The sequence below is a fragment of the Bradyrhizobium sp. Rc2d genome, assembly GCF_900099855.1.
Taxonomy (GTDB): domain Bacteria; phylum Pseudomonadota; class Alphaproteobacteria; order Rhizobiales; family Xanthobacteraceae; genus Bradyrhizobium.
In genome coordinates, this window is sequence record NZ_FNCU01000020.1 from 123,731 (window position 1) to 141,654 (window position 17,924).

The window sequence follows — 17,924 nt, forward strand, 5'->3', positions numbered from 1 at the left end:
GACCGCCGGCGCCCCCACACTCAGGCGGCGCCGGCCTGGCGGCCTATCAGGCCCGCCAGAAGGGTTTGTCGGCCTCATAGGCAATGTCGGACCAGGACAGGCCGACGTCCTGTAGATCGCGCGCGGTCCAGTTGGTGAGCTCGCGCCTGTTACGGTAGCGCTCATGCCAGAGGTGGAGGGTGTCGCCGATCTGGTGGAGCAGACCTGGCGCATGATGATTTGTCATCGAATTCTGGGTCAACGTAGACATCTTCAGCTCCTGGAGCTAATTTGACCGCGAATATCTGCCTTCTGCTGCGCCGCGACAAACGACAATTTGTACCTTTTCGCATGAAATAACGTCATGTATCCTGCTGCCAAATGACTGCCAGATTGCCGTCCCTGAACGGATTGCGGGCGTTCGAGGCCGCTGCGCGCCATCTCAGCTTCACGCTGGCGGCGGCCGAGTTGAACGTGACCCAGACGGCGATCAGCCATCAGATCCGGAGGCTGGAGGAGGAGCTCGGCATCCGCCTGTTCGTCCGGCAGAACCGCGCCCTGGCGCTAACGCCGGAAGCGCGTGACTATTTGCCGGGCGTCCGCGCGGCCTTCAACGACCTGCGCCTCGCCACCGATCGGCTGCTGCGCAAGGACGACGACAAGGTGCTGACGGTGTCGACGCTGGCTTCGCTCGCCGCAAAATGGCTGCTGCCGCGGCTCACCGATTTCCAGGAACAGCATCCCGGCATCGACGTCCGCATCACCACCTCGACCAGTCTTGTCGACTTCCAGCGCGACGACGTCGATGCCGCAATCCGCTACGGCCGCGGCCAGTGGCCGGGCCTGCGTGCCGACTGGCTGATGGCGGACGAGCTGTTTCCGGTGTGCAGCCCGTCACTGCTGCGCGGCGACAAGCCGCTGCGCCGGCCGGAGGACCTGCGAAACCATCCGCTGCTGCACACCTCCAACGCCAATAGCGACGACTGGCGGCTGTGGCTGACGGCGGCGGGCCTGCCGGCCGATATCGCCAGGCAGCCCGGCATCACCTTCGACATGATCTTCATGACCATCCAGGCCGCGATCGACGGCATCGGCGTCGCGATGGGCCGGACTTCCTACGTGCAGGACGACATCGCCAAGGGCCGCCTCGTGGTGCCCTTCAAGATCGCGCTGCCGGCCGATGCCGGCTTCTACCTGGTCTCGCCAGAGGGCCGCCGCGAAGCGCCGAAGCTGACCGCTTTCCGGAACTGGATGATCGCTGCAACGCAAAATAAAGCCTGAAAAATCATCAGCTTTCTCGGCAAAATCGATTGACTCGGCTCCCACCGTGCGGGAAGGGGTGAGGCAGATTGTCGCAGCATCAATCTGTCGGCTGGCCGAAGATGAATTCCGGCCGGCCACGCCTTTCCAAGGGGAGAACGCCATGGCTGGATCAGCCGCATCGAATCCACCCGCGATCAAGTCGCGCATCGGCGCCATCCTGCGCGCCACGTCGGGCAATTTCCTCGAGCAGTTCGACTTCTTCCTGTTCGGTTTCTATGCCGCCGCGATCGGCAAGGCGTTCTTCCCCTCCACCAACGAGACCGCCTCGCTGCTCAACACGTTCGGCGTGTTCTGGCTCGGCGCCTTGATGCGACCGGTGGGCGCGATCGTGTTAGGGGCCTATATCGACCGTATCGGCCGCCGCCAGGGCCTGATCGTCACGCTCGGCATCATGGCCTTCGGCACCGTCGTCATCGCGTTCTGCCCGAGCTACGCGACCATCGGTATCGCGGCGCCCGTCATCGTGCTGATCGGCCGCCTGCTGCAAGGCTTCTCCGCCGGCGTCGAGCTCGGCGGCGTGTCGGTGTATCTCGCGGAGATCGCAACGCCCGGCAATCGCGGCTTCTACACTTCGTTCCAGTCGTCGAGCCAGCAGGTCGCGATCTTCGTGGCCTCGATCCTCGGCTTCATCCTCTCCGAGGTGATGCCGGCCGACACCGTCGCCGCCTGGGGCTGGCGCATTCCCTTCTTCGTCGGCTGCCTGATCATTCCGCTGATCTTCCTGCTGCGGCGGACGCTGGAGGAGACGCCGGCCTTCCTCGCCATGAAGAAGCATCCGACCGCGAACGAGGTGTTCGCGTCTGCACTCGCCAATTGGCGCATCGTCATCCTCGGCATGATGATCGCGATCCTGACCACGACGACGTTCTATTTCGTCACGGTGTACACGCCGACCTTCGGCAAGACCGTGCTGAAGCTGTCGACACAGGACGCGCTGCTGGTCACGCTGCTCGTGGCGGTGACCAACTTCATCTGGAATCCAGTCGGCGGTGCGCTGTCCGATCGCATCGGCCGCAAGCCGGTGCTGCTCGCCATCGCCGGCCTCTCGCTCGTCACCGCCTATCCGGCGCTGCACTGGCTGGTGACGGCGCCGACCTTCGGCAAGCTGCTCGCGGTCGAGATGATGTTCTCGTTCTATTTCGGCGTCTACAGCGGCACCATGCTCGGTGCTCTCGTCGAGATCGTGCCGGCGCATGTGCGCACCACCTGCTTCTCGCTCGCCTTCGCGCTCGCTGCCGCTCTGTTCGGCACCTTCACGCCATTCGCCTCGACCTGGCTGATCGAGCGGAGCGGCGACAAGGCCTCGCCCGGTTTCTGGCTGATGTTCGCAGCTCTGCTCGGCATCATCGCGGCCTCGACGGTGTATCGCGGCGGCGGCAAGGCGGTGCCGGCCTATGACGTGGTGCCGGAGCCGGTGGCGGGGCATTGAGAGGGCGTCATTCCGGGGCGCCTCTTACCCTCCCCTGGAGGGGGAGGGTCGGCTCACATTGAGCGCAGCGATAATGTGAGACGGGGTGGGGTGACGGTCTCTCCAAAACCAACAGTGCCCGAGTGGAGAGATCACCCCACCCCGCTCGCGCTGCGCGCGAACGACCCTCCCCCTCCAGGGGAGGGTGAAGAAGCGAGACTACAGCTCCACCACCACGTAGTCGCTCTCGACTTTTACCGGGATCGTCTCGGCGACATAGGGCCCCTTCACCACGCTGGCGCCCGGTTCGACATTGGCCGGATACGCCTTCACACGAAAGCGGCGGGGGTCGCAATAGGACTGGCCGGTGCGGATATCGAACTCCCAGCCGTGCCAGGGGCAGCGGATGATCTCGCCGAGTTTCGTATATTCGATCTCGCCGGGATCCTTCGATTGCGCGAGGCCGATCAGCGGGCCCTCGCACAACGCCGCGCCCTGATGCGGGCAGCGGTTCATCAGGCCGAAATATTCGCCCTTGATGTTGAAGATCGCGATCGGCCGTCCGTCGATCTCGAGGAATTTTCGCGTGCCCGGCGGAAGCTCGTCGACCGCGGCGATCACATGACGCGCCATCAAGCCAGTCCGTAGAGCTTGCGCGCATTGCCGAAATAGAACGCCTCGCGATTGGTCTCGCTGACGCCGGCCGGCAGCACTCGTGACGGCTCGTCATAATCCCAATGCGGATAGTCGGTTGCGAACAAGAGCCGGTCCCAACCGATCCAGTTGATGACGTCGAACAGATCCTCGCGCCGCTCCGGGTCTTCCATCGGCTGCGTGGTCCACCACACCTGCTCGCGGATATATTCCGACGGCGGCCGCTTCACATGCGGCACCTCGCTGCGCAGCCGCTGCCAGGCCTTGTCGAGCCGCCACGCCAGCGACGGCGCCCAGCCGAAGCCGGCCTCGATCATCACCATCTTCAGTTTCGGGAAGCGCGCGAACACGCCCTCCAACACGAGGCTCGCCAGCGCCGATTGCTGGCACTGCGAGTGTCCCACCATCTCCTCGATGTAATAGGACGGCCAGCCCGACGGCGTGATCGGATTGCCGCCGAAGCCGAAAGCGTGCACGCCGACGGGAAGGCCGGCCTCTTCTGCCGCTTGATAGATCGGCCAATAACGGCGCTGGCCGAGCGGCTCGACATTGCGGCTGAGCAGCAGCACCTGGACGAAGTTCTTGTCGCCGGCGCGCTCGCGGATCTCGGCGGCGGCCGAGAGCCCGTCCTCATTGCCGACGACGATGGACGCCTTCAGCCGCTTGTCCTTGCTGGTCCATTTGTCGATCTGCCAGTCGTTGATCGCCGAGCACAGTGCAGCCGAGAGCTCGTGATTACGGATACCCTGCCCGGCGTTGAGCGGATTGAGCACGCCGAGCTGCACGTTGTTGGGATCGAGCAGCTGCTTCTGCATGAAGGAGAGGGAGGAACCTTGCGGGCCGCCTTCCGGCGGATAGGCGTCGCGGCGCGAGGCGTTGGGCTGGGCTTTCGGATAGGGCGGGCCTTCCATCATGCCCTGATAGGCATGGACGCCGTAGATGTCGAGGTGATGCTGCCAACGTTTGGCGAGGTAGGGATAGAGCTCGGTGCGGGTGGCGCGGGCCGGATGGATGTCGCAATCCGCGATCGCGGTTTTCGCAGTCAGTGGGGAAGCAGCTTCGGAGCTCTCGCGGAACTGGATATTCATCGCCTTGCCTCCTTTGGCAGCGGGCTAAGTCAGGCGGGGATAGGTCGCATGCGGATTGTCGATCATGATCTTGTGCACGAGATCGGGGGACAGACCTTCGGGCAGCGCGTCCTGGCCGTCGAACTGCCAGTGCGGATAGTCCGTGGAGAATAGGACCAATTCGTCCGACTGCATATGATCAAACAGGCGAATTAATGTCTCAGGTTCCGGCGGCGCATCAAATGGCTGTAACGAGAAGCGGATGTTGCTGCGCACAATCTCCAGCGGCGCGCGATCGACCCAGGGCGTCTCCATCCGCACCCCGCGCCAGAACTTGTGCAAACGCCAGAGATAAGGCGCGATCCAGGAGACGCCGGACTCCAGCATCACCATTTTCAGCCGCGGATATTTGGCGAACACGCCCTCGACGATCAGGCTGGTGAGCTGGGTCTGGAACGCCTGGGCCTGACCGACATAATCCTCGATGTGATAAGAACCCCACCCCACGGCGGTGGGCGGATTGTGGTAGGCGGAACCGGCATGGATGCCGATCGGTAATTCCAGACTTTCCGCGGCCGCATAGATCGGCCATAGCGCACGCTTGCCGAGCGGCGTGTCGCCCATGACCAGCATGAGCACCTGCACGAAGCGGCGATCCTGCGCGCAGCGCTCGATCTCGGCGACGGCCTTCTCGACGCTTTGCGTGGGAATCACGATCGAGCCGCGCAGCCGCGGATCACGATCGAGCCATTCCTTCACGAGCCAGTCGTTCAGCGCGCGGCAGAAGGCCGCCTGCATGTCCTCGGAGAACACCATCTGCACGCCGTAGAGCGGATTGCAGATCGCGAGCTTGAGCTGGAAAGGATCGAGCACATGACGCTGCATGTCCTCCAGGCTTTCGCCGGGTTTGCCGTTCTCGGGGCGCCAATCGGGCCGCGCCACGATCGGCGAGTTCGGCGGATAGGATTGCGAGACGAGATCGACCATGCCGCGCGTCGCCACCTGATCGCGCCAATAATCGTTCAGGTACGGCAGCAGGCTGGTCAGATGCGGCACGGCCGGATGCAAATCGCAATCCACCCCGCCGGCGATCAGGGACGCCATGACGTCTCCTTCACGTTTCCCTTCAAAGCTTCTTGGCCTCGTCTTCTCGCGGGCGGCACCTGGCCGCTCCGCTTTGTCTCCGCCATTCAAGCAGGCCTGCCCGCCGCCCGCAACTCGGCCAAGGCTTCCGTCATATGCTAGGAAGGCTGAGCACAGTTGCGAGGATCAGAGGTGAAGGACATGAAAGAGCTCGTCGGCATTGCGGAACAGGTCGCGGCCAAGCTGATCGCGCGCAAACAGACCATTGCGGTGGCAGAATCCTCGGCCGGTGGCCTGATCTCGGCCAGCCTGCTCGCCGTGCCCGGCGCGTCCGCCTATTTCCTCGGTGGCGCCGTGGTCTACACCCGCGACGCCAGGCGCGTGCTGATGGATATTTCGGACGACGGCATGAAGGGCTTTCGCTCCTCGTCGGAGCCGTATGCGAAACTGCTTGCTGAGCGGATGCGAACGCGCTTCGGGTGCGACTGGGGCCTGTCCGAAACCGGAGCCGCCGGCCCCACTGGCAACCGCTACGGCGACGCCGCCGGCCATAGCTGCATGGCGGTGGCGGGCCCTGCGGCAGAGGTGATGACGCTGGAGACGGGCAGCAATGACCGGCTCGCTAACATGCAGGTGTTCGCGGCAGCGGCGCTGAAATTGTTGCTGAAGAAGCTGGAGGAGTAGCAGGCCGTTTGCGTCGATGGACCGGCCGCGCCTCATCTCCGGTGTCGTCCTGGCGAAAGCCAGGACCCATTACCCCGAATGAGAGTTGTGCGGATGGCGGAGCCACAGCTTCTTCAAACAATATAAGCTGGTGGCAATGGGTCCTGGCCTTCGCCAGGACGACATTGAGGGCGCGTTGTGCGCCTTACCGTCCCAAATGCCGCATAAAGATCCGCACCACATAGCCCTGAAACCTCGGCGCTTCGTCGTAGAGGTCTGACGCGATCCGCTCGATGGTCTCGCGCAGGGACAGGAACTGCGCCTGACGTGCGCTGCTTTCGGTGCCCTGCATGCCCGCGAGCTCGTCCATCGCGGCGTCGCTGATCTGGCACTGCACCACATCGCCGTCGTTCAGCATAGTGAAGCGAAAGGCCAGCCGTTCGAGGTCATGGCCAATGATCTTGTCGCGCATGAGTGGCATCAAGTCGTCCCGGTCGAGCCCCCGCGTCGGACAATGCTGAAAATTTCTTCGCTTGTCACCATGTGTAGGCGGGTTAGCCCAAAGCGACCTCTTGTCGCGATAGTGGACTACGCCGAGCGGACTGCGCTTCGTACAGCCGCGGGCCTAGACCCACCCTGTGTTCTCAGTAAACGAGTGCCGCGCCTGTGGGTTTCTCCAGCGCAGTCGCCAGGAACTTGTACTCCTCGCAATCGGTCCCGCAGATCGCGGCGATACGGTTCAGGTGAAACATTGCCTGCTCGCGGTTACCCTGCTCGAACTGCCAAAGCCCATAATACTGCCAGGTCAGCACGTGATTCGGATCGGCCTTCAGCGCGCGCTCGTACCAAATCTGCGACTGCTTGTAGTCGCCGAGCTTGCGATATGAGTAACCGATGAGATTGGCGACGTTCGGATGATCGTCGTGGCCGAGCGCCTTCAATTGCTCGATCGCGACCGCATAGTCGTTGCGCTCGTAGATCGTGTCATAGGCCGCGCGGTAGCCGGCCGCGAATGCGGGATCACCGATGCTGGACTGGTTGTTCGGCTTCTTGCCTTTCTGGGTTGCCTTTGGGTTGGAGCGTTTCGGGTAGGTGGGCTGCACTTTCTGATCCGAATAGGCGCCCGCATAGGGATCCGTGGAGCTGGTGCCACCACCTCCACCGCCTCCTCCACCGCCCGCAGCCAATACTGGCGAAGCGAACAGCGCCGCTGCGAACGTTCCCAGCACGACGACTCTGATCATTGCTGTGATCATTGCTGTCTCCTGCTTCTGACTACGCGGCCCCGAATGACGTGATAACACTGCTATGGCGGCGATATTCCGGGATGACAGCGTTCTCACGGGGACGCCGGTCTCGGGCCGTGCGACAGTCTTGCTGCCAGATCCTGCCGGCAAGCGGGACGGACGCGCTACTGAAATGCGACCTCGGCAAAGCTCCTCAGCTTTCGCGAATGCAGCCGCTCCGATTCCTGCTGCTTCAGCCGCTCCAGCGCCTTCAGACCGATCTCGAGGTGCTGTCCGACGCGGCGGCGATAGAACTCGCTGGCCATGCCGGCGAGCTTGATCTCGCCATGCAGCGGCTTGTCGGAGACGCAAAGCAGCGTGCCGTAGGGGACGCGGAAGCGGTAGCCGTTGGCGGCGATCGCGGCCGATTCCATGTCGAGCGCGACCGCACGGGATTGCGACAAGCGGCGGATCACGGCAGGCCCAGAGATCTCCCAATTGCGGTTGTCGACGCTCGCGACGGTGCCGGTGCGCATCAGGCGCTTCAGCTCGAAACCTTCGAGCCCGGTGACGTCCTCGACTGCCTCTTCGAGCGCAACCTGCATCTCGGCCAGCGCCGGGATCGGTACCCACAGCGGCAGCTCGCGGTCGAGCACGTGATCCTCGCGCACGTAGCCGTGGGCGAGCACGTAGTCGCCCAGCCGCTGCGTGTTGCGCAGGCCGGCGCAATGGCCGAGCATCAGCCAGGCATGCGGCCGCAGCACGGCGACATGGTCGGTGACGTTGCGCGCGTTGGATGGACCGGTGCCGATATTGATCAGGGTGATGCCGCGGTAGTCGGGTGCGACCAGGTGGAAGGCCGGCATCTGCGGTGCGCGCACGGGCGCCATTCCGCTGATGGCGCCGCCATTGCACGTGATCACATTGCCGGGCGCGACGAAGGCATCGAGACCAGCCTCGCCGGATTGAAGCCGCTGCTGGCAGAGCTGCGCGAAGGCGTCAACATAGAACTGATAGTTGGTGAAGATCACGAAGTTCTGGAAATATTCGGGATCCGTGCCGGTGTAGTGGTAAAGCCGACGCAGCGAGTAGTCGACGCGGGCCGCGCGGAACAAGGATAGCGGCTCGGGCGCGCCGGGGTGGAGCTCGAAGGTGCCGTCGGCGATCGAATCGTCCATCGTGGCGAGATCAGGCACGTCGAACGCATCGCGCAGCGATCGCGTGATGACGGAGTTCTCGCTGGTGGTGATGGCGGCTTCGATGTTGATGTCGCGGCGATAGGCGAAGTGGATCGGGATCGGCTCAGTGGACTCGCCGATCTCGACGGGTACCGCGTGGTTCTGGATCAGGAGTCCGATCTGCTCGGTGAGATAGGCACGGAACAGATCCGGCCGCGTCACGCTGGTCTCGTGCACGCCGGGGCCATGGACGAAACCATAGGACAGGCGCGAGTCCAGCCGCGCATGCGTCGCGGTGGTGAGACGGACGAAGGGATAGTATGCGCGAACCCGTGTGGTGACCGTTTCGCCATTGACATAAGCCTCGAACCGGTCGCGCAGAAATTTTGTGTTGCGCTCATAGATCTCTTCGAGCCGCGCGACGGCGAGGTCGGCGTCGGAGAAGGATTCGGTGGCGATGGAGGGTGGGGATTGCATGGTCGACCGCCGGGTTGCTGGGTTTGAGTCGAACTATAGCAAAGAAGGCGGTGCCGTAGGGTGGGCAAAGCGACTTGTCCGCCGTAGCTCGGAGAGCGAAGGCGGAAGCGTGCCCATCATCATGCTGACCGTGCGCGGAACGCGGTGGGCACGGCGCATCGCGCTTTTGCCCACCCTACGAGATCGCGCCACACACACCGCGGTCATGCCCCGGCTTGACCGGGGCATCCAGTACGCCGCGGCCCCTCGATTCAATCACAACGGTCTCTGGAATACTGGATCGCCCGGTCAAGCCGGGCGATGACAGCACGCGTGCGGCACGAGATCCCGGATGCACGCTAAGCGCGCTCCGGGATGCCGCGCTTTCGCACGTCACTTCTCCCGGAACGCCCGCATCAGCTGATCGTGCAGCGGCTTCATCAGATAGGACAACATGGTGCGGTCGCCGGTCTGGACGAAGGCTTCCACGGGCATGCCGGGAATCATCTTGACGTCGCCGAGGCGGGCGACCTCTTCGGCCGGCATCGAGACGCGGATGGTGTAATAGCTCTGGCCGGTGCGCTGGTCGGTGGTGACGTCGGGCGACACGCGGCTGACGACGCCGTTGAGCTCGGGCGTGGTGCGCTGGTTGAAGGCGGACAGGCGCAACAACGTCTTCTGGCCGATCTGGAGCTTGTCGATGTCAACCGGATTGACCTTGGCCTCGACCTGGAGATCGTCGGCCTGCGGCACGATCAGCATCAGGGCATCGCCGGCGGTGACGACGCCGCCGACGGTGTGCACCGTCGATTGCAGCACCATGCCGTCCTGCGGCGCGCGGATGTCGACACGGCGGAGCTGGTCTTCGGCGGCAACCTTGCGCTCGATCAGTTCGCCGATCTTGTCGTTGGTCTCGCGCAGGTCCTTGGAAACCTCGCTGACCACGTCCTTGTCGATCTGGATGATCTGGAGCTCGGTCTCGGTGATCTTGCCCTTGGCCTGGGCGCGCGAAGCGATGTACTGCGCGCGCTCGCCGTTGAGACGCGCCGAGTCGCGTTCGAGCTGGGTCAGGCGCGAGATCTGCACCAGGCGCTTGTCGTAGAGCTCGCGCACGCCGGTGAGCTCGTTCTGCACCAGCGCGATCTCCTGGTCCTTGGCTTTCTCCTGGGCGCTGAGACCTGCGATTTCCTCGTTGAGCTGGGTGATGCGCTCGCGCAGCTGCGCTTTCTGCCCGGTGCGGCCGTTGACGCGGACGTCGAACAGCTTGGTTTCGGCGGAGAGAAGCACCCTGACGTCAGGATCGTCGGCGCGCTCGATGAGGCTTTGCGGGAATTCGATCTTGTCGACACCGCGCTGCTCAGCCTGGAGCCGCGCCGCGCGCGCCTGCGCGGCATCGAGATTCTTGGTGACGATGGCAAGGTTGGCCTTGGTGACGGTATCGTCGAGCCGCACCACGATGTCGCCGGCCTTGACCACGTCGCCATCGCGGGCGCGCACCTCGCCGACCACGCCGCCGGTCGGATGCTGCACTTTCTTGACGTTGGATTCGACCACGATCTGCCCCGGCGCGATCAGCGCGCCCGAGATCAGCACCGTCGAGGCCCAGCCGCCGAAGCCGACGACCAGGACCAGCACGATCCCAAGCCCGAGCATCAGGTGAAACTTGATCGAATCGCGCACCGTCTTCTTCGCGGCAGGCTTCGGGCCGCCGATCGCCAACGTGCTCATGGCTTGGGTACTCCACCTTCGCTGACGATCTTGATCGGCGCCGGCGGCGTCACGCGCGGCTGGAGCACCTGGGCGAGCACCTGCTCCTTGGGACCGAAGGTCTGCATGCGGCCATCGCGCAGCACCAGGATCTGGTCGACCGCCTCGACGCCGATCGGCCGGTGCGCCACCACGACGACGATGGCGCCGCGCTCGCGCGCCGAGCGGATGGCGCGAGTCAGCGCCTCGTCGCCTTCAGTGTCCAAATTGGAGTTGGGCTCGTCGAGCACGATCAGGAACGGATTGCCGTAGAGCGCGCGCGCCAGCGCAACGCGCTGCGCCTGCCCTGCGGAGAGCGCGGCGCCCTGCTCGCCGACTTGCGTGTTGTAGCCCTCGCGCATCTTGATGATCATCTCGTGCACGCCGGCCTCCTTGGCCGCGGCGATGATGGCGTCGGAGGTGGCCTCGGGATCGAACCGGCTGATGTTCTGCGCGATGGTGCCGCCGAACAATTCAACGTCCTGCGGCAGGTAGCCGATGTGACGGCCGAGCACGTCGCTTGACCATTGGTCGAGCGCCGCGCCGTCGATCCGCACCTTGCCGCGCACCGGCTGCCAGACGCCGACCAGCGCGCGGATCAGCGACGACTTGCCGGAGCCGCTCGGCCCGATCACGCCGAGGCCGTTGCCGGCGGTGAGCGCGAAGGTGATGTCCTGGACGATGAGGCGCTGGTCGCCCGGCGGCACCATGGCGACGCCTTCGACCGAGAGCCGGCTGGTGGGTGCCTGCAATTGGGTCGGCATCGCCTGCGCCGGCATCTGCTCGAGGAGCCGCGTGAGACGCTGCCAGCTCTGGCGGGCCGCGACGAAGGATTTCCAGTGCGCAATCGCCAGATCGACCGGCGCGAGCGCGCGGGCGGAGAGGATCGAGCCGGCGATGATGATGCCGGCGGTCGCCTCCTGATGGATGACGAGATAGGCGCCGACTGCGAGCACGGCCGATTGCAGCATCATGCGCAGCACCTTTGCGACCGCGCCGAGACCGCCGGCGACGTCGCTCGCGCGCTGATTGCCGGCCAGGTATTTTTCGTTGGCCTCGCTCCAGCGCTGGTTCATGCGGCTGGCCATGCCCATCGACACCATGACTTCGGCGTTGCGGCGGCTTGCCTGGGCGAGATCGTTGCGCTGGGCAGCAAGGCCCATCGCCTCCTTCGCCGGCTGGCGGGACATGAACTCGGTGACCAGCGTCAGACCGACCAGGATGATGGCGCCGACCAGCGCGGTGACGCCGATCAGGACGTGGAAGGCGAAGCAGATGGCGAGATAGAGCGGCAGCCAGGGCAGGTCGAAGAACGCGCTTGGGCCCATGCCACCGAGGAAGGAACGGACATTGTCGAGGTCGCGCAGCGGCTGCAGGCCCTCGTTGCGGCTGCCGACCAGCAGCGGCAGTCGCACGATGGTGTCGAATACGCGCTTGTTGAGGGCCTCGTCGAGCGAAGTGCCGATCCGCCCCAGAATGCGGTTGCGGATCATGTCGAGCACGCCCTGCGCCATGTAGAGGAAGCTGGCGAGGATGATCAGGCCGACCAGGGTCGGGATGCTGCGGCTCGGCAGCACCCGGTCGTAGACCTCCAGCATGAAGATCGACCCGGTCAGATAGAGCAGGTTGATCATGCAGCTCATCAAGCCGACGCCGACGAACGCCATGCGACAAGCGCGCAAGGCGTCACCGAGCTCTGAACGGCGGACGCCAGGGATGGCTGCCATCAGTCTGATCTCTTTCGGGTGAGGGGCAATGCCCCTGATTTCAAAGGCGATTCAGGGTACTCGCCTCGGATTAACATCTGTTTTCCGGCCGTCAACGCAGTCGAATTAATCCGGGGCCCTGATGGGCCACATCTACCCCTGATAGACTTCCGCGCAAGTCCGGAATTTCACAGGCTTGCGGCTTTTTCTTGCAGGCTTTCAGGCTCTTCCCCGGAAAAGGGAGAGGCCGCAAGCTCCGATCTGCCGAACGCCGGCTAGAACCGGCCCCCGCCGCGCACCAGCCGCACCACCAGAAGCAGAATGACGGCACCAATGGCGGAATAGACGATCTCGGAGACGAGCCCGGTGCCGAGACGAATGCCGAGCTTTGGGAACAAGAGGCTCGCCACCAGGGCCCCGGCGATGCCGATCACGATGTCGCCGATGATGCCGAAGCCGGCGCCCCTCACGATCTTTCCGGCCAGCCAGCCGGCGACCAGGCCGACGAACAGGATGACGAGCAGGCCTTCGTTGGAAATGTACATAAGTGAGGTCCCTCTGGCGTGAATGACCGCATGGAACCGGAATCGGGATGAATGGGGTCTGAATGGCGTTCGTGGCTGCCCGGTTGCGGCAGTGCAGACAAAAAATGTCGAAAACAACCCCATGCACAGTAGAGCAGGCCCCGGCCGGTGCGCTCAGTATCACGACAATGCGGTGACCTGCTCCGCCAGCACGCACCTTGCCGCCCGACCCGGCCCGACCTCCACATTCGCAGGCAGCCGCTCCAGGCAGCGCGGCTCGGCGAACTTGCAGCGGGGGGCGAAGGAGCAGTTGTGGGGTTTCTCGGCCAGCGAGGGCGGGGTGCCGGGAATGGTTTCGAGCCGCTGCCCGCGCTTGGCGCCGTGGATGGTGGAGGCAAGCAGCCCCTTGGCATAGGGATGCACCGGCGAACGGACGATGTCGCGCAGGTTCCCCTGCTCCACGATCTGGCCGGCATACATCACCGCGACGCGGTCGCAGATCTCGATGGCAACGCCGATGTCGTGGGTGACGAAGATGACGGACATGCCGAACTCGCGCTGCAACTCGCGCAGCAGCAAGAGGATCTGTATCTGCACGGTGGCGTCGAGCGCGGTGGTCGGCTCGTCCGCCAGCAAAATCTTGGGACGGCAGGCCAGTGCGAGCGCGATCATCGCGCGCTGGCGCATGCCGCCGGACATTTCGTGCGGATAGGCATCAAGCCGGCGCTTGGCCGAGGGGATGCGCACGACCTCGAGCATGTCGAGCGCCCTCGCCCGCCCTTCCGCAAAACTCTTGCCTTCGTGGCGCACCACGCTCTCGGCAATCTGCGCACCGATGGTGTAGACCGGATCGAGCGCGAGCGCGGGCTCCTGGAAGATCATCGAGACGGTCTGGCCGCGGAACGACGACAGCTCCTCGTCGTTCATGGCGAGCACGTCGCGGCCCATCACGTTGACCGTGCCCGAAATTTGCGTGCGCTTCTTCGGCAGCAGCCGCATCAGCGCACGCAACGTCACGCTCTTGCCCGAGCCGGACTCGCCAAGCAGGCCCAGCACCTCACTGTTGCCGAGCGAGAGGCTGAGATCGTTCACGGCATAGACCGTGCGCTCGCCGGTGAAGCGGATGTTGAGGCCTGAGATCTCGACGAGCTTTGTCATGACGGCAGTTTCGGTATCCGGTCGTGATAGTCGGTGACGCGCTGGAACGCGGCGCCGATGGTGAGCAAGGTGGCTTCATCGAAGGAGCGGCCGATCAGCTGCATGCCTACAGGCAGGCCGCTTTTGGTGAAGCCGGACGGCACCGTGAGCGACGGCAGGCCGAGGAAATTCACCGGGCGGGTGAACAGCGTCAGCCGCTGCAACAGCGCCGGCGCGTTCGGACCGCCGCCGACATCGCTCTCCTCGATCGTCGGCGCCGGCACCGGGGAAGCCGGTGCGATCACCGCATCGACACCCGCGGTCGCCGCGTTGTGCGCAGCGAGCGCGGGGCCGCGCCAACGCATCGCCTCGAGATAAGTGATGGCAGGAACGGCGAGCCCGTTCTGAAGCCGCATCAGGACCTGCGCGCTGTAATCCTGCGGACGCTCGATCATCCAGCGTTTGTGGAAGGCGGCGGCTTCGGCCGCGAGCACGAGCTGGCTCGCCGACGACAATTGCCGCTGATCCGGCAGCTCGACCGTGACGATGTCGGCGCCCTCGCGCTTGAGCACGGCGATGGTTTCGTCCAGCACGCGCGCGACCTCGCTGTCGAGATCGTCGACATAGAACGAGGTAGGCACGCCGATCTTGAGGCCCTTCAGCGAGCCTTTGGTGGCGGCGACATAATCCGACAGCGGCTCGTGGCTACAGGTCGAATCTGCGGGGTCCGGACCAGCCATCAGCACCAGTAGCAGCGCGCAGTCCTCGGCGGTGCGGGCGAGCGGGCCGACCGTGTCGAGCGATTGCGACAGCGGCATCGCGCCGGCACGGCTGACCCGGCCGACGGTGGTCTTGAGCCCGGTGACGCCGCAGAAATGGGCGGGCATGCGGATCGAGCCGCCGGTGTCCGAGCCGAGCGCCGCATAGGTCAGTCGCGCCGCAACCGCCGAGCCGGAGCCGGACGACGAGCCGCCGGTAATGTGGGCCACGTTCCAGGGATTGCGCACCGGGCCGTAATGAGCGTTGTGCCCGGTCGGGCCATAGGCGAACTCGGCGAGATGCAGCGTGCCGAGCCGGACCTGGCCGGCATCCTTCAGCCGCTGCAAGGCGGTGGAGGTCACGGTCGGGACGAAATCGCGGCGGATCAGCGAGCCGCAGGTCGCGATCTTGCCGGCGTCGTAATACATGTCCTTGTGCGCGAGCGGCACGCCGTGCAGCGGACCACGGACATTGCCCTTGGCGAACTCGGCGTCGGCGGTCTCGGCCGCCTTCAGCGCGGCTTCCGACTCGATCGACATGAAGGCATTGAGATGCGGCTGCCACTGTGCGATGCGCTGCAGCAGCATGCGCGTCACCTCATGCGAGGACAGCTGCTTCATCGCGATCGCACGCGCGACCTCGGTGAGCGTCATCAAGGCAGGCTCGGTGCTCATTTCGACACCTTCTGCGTCTGCGCGATCGGATAGAGCGCTGGCTCGAGGTCGAACGGCAGCGTGCCGGCAATGGCCGCAAAGCCTTCGAACGCCGGCCCAATGGAATTGGAGATGCGGGTCGCGATCTCGTCGTCCACGGGGACGCCGGCGATCTGCGCCATCGGCTTGATCTCTTTCGGTGTCGGTCTCGTCATACGGTCTTCTCCCTGGGCGCGCGGCTATGGCCTGAACCCGGTATCGCCATGTAGCACGCGGCCTCGTGGCCCATATTATCCAGCGCAGTGAGCTTTGGTGTCGCATTTGCGCAGAGCGGCTCCGCAAACGGACATCGGGTGTGGAAGCGGCAGCCCGAGGGCGGATCGATCGGATTGGGCGGATCGCCCGTGATCGGCGGCGTCTCGGTGCGGCTATCAGGGTCGGAGGACGGCATCGCCGCCAGCAGCGCGCGCGTATAGGGATGCGCCGGCCGGTCCCAGACCTGGTCGACCGGGCCGAGCTCGACGACCTCGCCGAGATACATCACCAGCACGCGGTCGGAGATGTAGCGCACGACGTTGAGATCGTGGCTGATGAAGAGATAGGTCAGGCCGAACTCGCGCTTGAGGTCGGCGAGCAGATTGAGCACCTGCGCCTCGACGGATTTGTCGAGCGCGGAGACGGCCTCGTCCAGGATCACCAGCCGCGGCGACAGCGCCAGGGCCCGCGCGATGTTGACGCGCTGGCGCTGGCCGCCGGAGATTTCGTGCGGATAGCGGCTGGCGAAGTTTTCCGGGCGCAGACCGACCTTGCCGAGCAGCTCGCGCGCCAGGGTGCGCGCCGCGCCGTCGGCCATGCCGTGGACCTTGGGACCGAACGCGATGGATTCCTCGATCGTGAGGCGCGGATTGAGCGAGGCGTAGGAATCCTGAAACACCATTTGCATGCCGCGGCGAAGCTCGCGCAAGCTCAGCGACTGGCCGACGGTCATGCCGTCATAGATGATGTCGCCGGTATCGCGCGGCATCAGATGCATCAAGAGACGCGCGGTGGTCGACTTGCCGCAGCCGGATTCGCCGACGATGCCGACGGTCTCGCCCTTGGCGACGGCGAAGGAGACGTTGTCGACCGCGCGCACGGTGCGCTTGGCGGCGAACAGCCCGCCGCGTACGGGGAAATGTTTTGTCAGGCCGGAGACCTGAAGCAGCGGCTGCGCGACGCCGCCACGGTCTTCGACGGGCTCAAGCATGGCGATGGATGGATTGGTCTCGCTCATGGCCGCCGCCCTTCACCTCTCCCCATCGGGGAGAGGTCGGCGCGAAGCGCCGGGTGAGGGGGCGCGGCAAACTCGATGCAGCGTAACCCCTCACCCGGATTGCATCTTGCGATGCAATCCGACCTCTCCCTTCGGGAGAGGTGTACGGAGGATGCCACGGCAGTTCGCTCTTGCATCACCATAGCTTAGTTCCTGATGTCCATGGCGCTGCGCAGGCCGTCCGAGAGCAGGTTGAAGCAGATCGAGACCGCGAAGATCATCGCGCCGGGCAATGCGGCAACCCAGGGGTTGACGTAGATCGCGGTGCGGAGCGTGTTGAGCATCAGGCCCCATTCCGGCTCCGGCGGCTTGGTGCCGAGGCCAAGGAAGGACAGACCTGCCGCCAAAATCATCGAGACCGAGATCAGGCTGGTGGCATAGACGAAGATGGCGCCGAGCACGTTGCCGAGGATGTGCACGCGCATGATGGTGAAGGCGCCCGCGCCGGAGGCGCGCGCAGCTTCGACGAAGTCCATGTTGCGCACGCCGGTGGTGACGCTCTCGGCGACGCGGGTGATCTGCGGCACGAACACGACGGTCAACGACACGATGGAATTGAGGATACCCGCCCCGAGCGCGCCGGAGATGGCGATCGCGAGCAGCACGGAGGGAAAAGCGTAGAACACGTCGACCGTCCGCATGATCGCGGTATTGAGCCTGCCGCCGACATAGCCGGCAACGAGGCCGAGCGAGGTGCCGATGCAGAAGGCGAGGATCACGGGCAAAATGCCGATAACCAGCGACAGCCGCCCGCCATAGATCAGCCGCGCCAGCATGTCGCGGCCGAGCTCATCGGTGCCGAGCGGATAGCCAGTCGTGCCGATGTGGCGAAGGCGGCGGATCATCGAGCCCTTGTAGGGATCTTCGAGACCGAGCCACGGCGCGAGGATCGCGGACAGGAAGATCAGCAACAACACGAGCGCACAGGCCATGCTGACCTTGTCGCGCATGATACGGCGGCCGACGGTCGCCCAATAGCCGCGCGCCCTGGTGGCGGGTGCGGCCTGCAGCGCGGCATCGCTGGTGGCGGACAACGGAAGCTCGCTCATT

Annotated in this window: 18 protein-coding genes; 3 read left to right on the forward strand and 15 right to left on the reverse strand. The window is 64.8% G+C overall.

The genetic code is table 11. The annotated features are described in order from the left end of the window. Positions 1 to 46 precede the first annotated feature (46 nt). On the reverse strand, positions 47 to 250 hold the full coding sequence (locus BLV07_RS24435; protein WP_091890623.1) for a DUF1127 domain-containing protein: 204 nt from the start codon (positions 248 to 250) through the stop codon (positions 47 to 49). 110 nt (positions 251 to 360) lie between these two features. Between BLV07_RS24435 and BLV07_RS24440 the strand changes: the two genes are divergently transcribed. Beyond that, positions 361 to 1,260, forward strand: a complete 900-nt coding sequence (locus tag BLV07_RS24440) for a transcriptional regulator GcvA (protein WP_091890626.1) — start codon at positions 361 to 363, stop codon at positions 1,258 to 1,260. 142 nt (positions 1,261 to 1,402) lie between these two features. Then, complete coding sequence (locus BLV07_RS24445; RefSeq protein WP_091890629.1) at positions 1,403 to 2,731, forward strand: MFS transporter; 1,329 nt, start codon at positions 1,403 to 1,405, stop codon at positions 2,729 to 2,731. Between the two features lie 198 nt (positions 2,732 to 2,929). On the opposite strand, the gene BLV07_RS24450 is transcribed toward BLV07_RS24445, so the two are convergent. The 3 genes from BLV07_RS24450 to BLV07_RS24460 are packed head-to-tail and all read right to left on the reverse strand — an operon-like array spanning position 2,930 to position 5,535. Continuing rightward, positions 2,930 to 3,343, reverse strand: a complete 414-nt coding sequence (locus BLV07_RS24450; protein ID WP_091890632.1) for a Rieske (2Fe-2S) protein — start codon at positions 3,341 to 3,343, stop codon at positions 2,930 to 2,932. Continuing rightward, a complete protein-coding gene (locus BLV07_RS24455; protein WP_091890635.1) occupies positions 3,343 to 4,452 on the reverse strand; it encodes an amidohydrolase family protein in 1,110 nt (369 codons plus the stop codon). The genes BLV07_RS24450 and BLV07_RS24455 overlap by 1 nt, the downstream gene beginning before the upstream one ends. 24 nt (positions 4,453 to 4,476) lie before the next feature. After that, positions 4,477 to 5,535, reverse strand: coding sequence for an amidohydrolase family protein (locus BLV07_RS24460; protein WP_091890638.1), 1,059 nt, complete (start codon positions 5,533 to 5,535; stop codon positions 4,477 to 4,479). 180 nt (positions 5,536 to 5,715) lie between these two features. On the opposite strand from BLV07_RS24460, the gene BLV07_RS24465 reads away from it, so the two are divergent. Further along, positions 5,716 to 6,198 carry a CinA family protein gene (locus BLV07_RS24465; protein ID WP_091890641.1) on the forward strand — a complete coding sequence of 161 codons (483 nt, stop codon included), beginning with the start codon at positions 5,716 to 5,718 and terminating at the stop codon, positions 6,196 to 6,198. Between the two features lie 184 nt (positions 6,199 to 6,382). On the opposite strand, the gene BLV07_RS24470 is transcribed toward BLV07_RS24465, so the two are convergent. The 11 genes from BLV07_RS24470 to BLV07_RS24520 form a co-directional block, all read right to left on the reverse strand. After that, on the reverse strand, positions 6,383 to 6,658 hold the full coding sequence (locus BLV07_RS24470) for a DUF1488 family protein (protein ID WP_091890644.1): 276 nt from the start codon (positions 6,656 to 6,658) through the stop codon (positions 6,383 to 6,385). Positions 6,659 to 6,821: 163 nt separating this feature from the next. Next, complete coding sequence (locus tag BLV07_RS24475) at positions 6,822 to 7,433, reverse strand: tetratricopeptide repeat protein (protein WP_091890647.1); 612 nt, start codon at positions 7,431 to 7,433, stop codon at positions 6,822 to 6,824. A 155-nt stretch (positions 7,434 to 7,588) separates the two neighbouring features. Next, the gene (locus tag BLV07_RS24480; protein WP_091890650.1) at positions 7,589 to 9,058 is read right to left on the reverse strand and encodes an AMP nucleosidase; all 1,470 of its coding nucleotides are present in this window, start codon (positions 9,056 to 9,058) and stop codon (positions 7,589 to 7,591) included. Between the two features lie 372 nt (positions 9,059 to 9,430). Continuing rightward, positions 9,431 to 10,765, reverse strand: coding sequence for an HlyD family type I secretion periplasmic adaptor subunit (locus BLV07_RS24485; protein WP_091890653.1), 1,335 nt, complete (start codon positions 10,763 to 10,765; stop codon positions 9,431 to 9,433). Then, positions 10,762 to 12,510, reverse strand: coding sequence for a type I secretion system permease/ATPase (locus tag BLV07_RS24490; RefSeq protein ID WP_091890656.1), 1,749 nt, complete (start codon positions 12,508 to 12,510; stop codon positions 10,762 to 10,764). The genes BLV07_RS24485 and BLV07_RS24490 overlap by 4 nt, the downstream gene beginning before the upstream one ends. A 254-nt stretch (positions 12,511 to 12,764) precedes the next feature. Further along, positions 12,765 to 13,034 (reverse strand): GlsB/YeaQ/YmgE family stress response membrane protein, encoded by a 270-nt coding sequence (locus tag BLV07_RS24495; protein ID WP_091890659.1) that lies wholly within the window; start codon positions 13,032 to 13,034, stop codon positions 12,765 to 12,767. A 159-nt stretch (positions 13,035 to 13,193) separates the two neighbouring features. Then, positions 13,194 to 14,171 (reverse strand): ABC transporter ATP-binding protein, encoded by a 978-nt coding sequence (locus tag BLV07_RS24500; RefSeq protein ID WP_091890662.1) that lies wholly within the window; start codon positions 14,169 to 14,171, stop codon positions 13,194 to 13,196. After that, the gene (locus BLV07_RS24505) at positions 14,168 to 15,583 is read right to left on the reverse strand and encodes an amidase (RefSeq protein ID WP_091890665.1); all 1,416 of its coding nucleotides are present in this window, start codon (positions 15,581 to 15,583) and stop codon (positions 14,168 to 14,170) included. Before BLV07_RS24505 ends, BLV07_RS24500 begins: the two co-directional genes overlap by 4 nt. Next, on the reverse strand, positions 15,580 to 15,777 hold the full coding sequence (locus tag BLV07_RS24510) for a hypothetical protein (RefSeq protein WP_091890669.1): 198 nt from the start codon (positions 15,775 to 15,777) through the stop codon (positions 15,580 to 15,582). The genes BLV07_RS24505 and BLV07_RS24510 overlap by 4 nt, the downstream gene beginning before the upstream one ends. Then, positions 15,774 to 16,835 carry an ABC transporter ATP-binding protein gene (locus BLV07_RS24515; protein WP_176945727.1) on the reverse strand — a complete coding sequence of 354 codons (1,062 nt, stop codon included), beginning with the start codon at positions 16,833 to 16,835 and terminating at the stop codon, positions 15,774 to 15,776. The genes BLV07_RS24510 and BLV07_RS24515 overlap by 4 nt, the downstream gene beginning before the upstream one ends. A 185-nt stretch (positions 16,836 to 17,020) precedes the next feature. Beyond that, a complete protein-coding gene (locus tag BLV07_RS24520) occupies positions 17,021 to 17,923 on the reverse strand; it encodes an ABC transporter permease (protein ID WP_091890672.1) in 903 nt (300 codons plus the stop codon). Position 17,924: the final 1 nt, after the last annotated feature.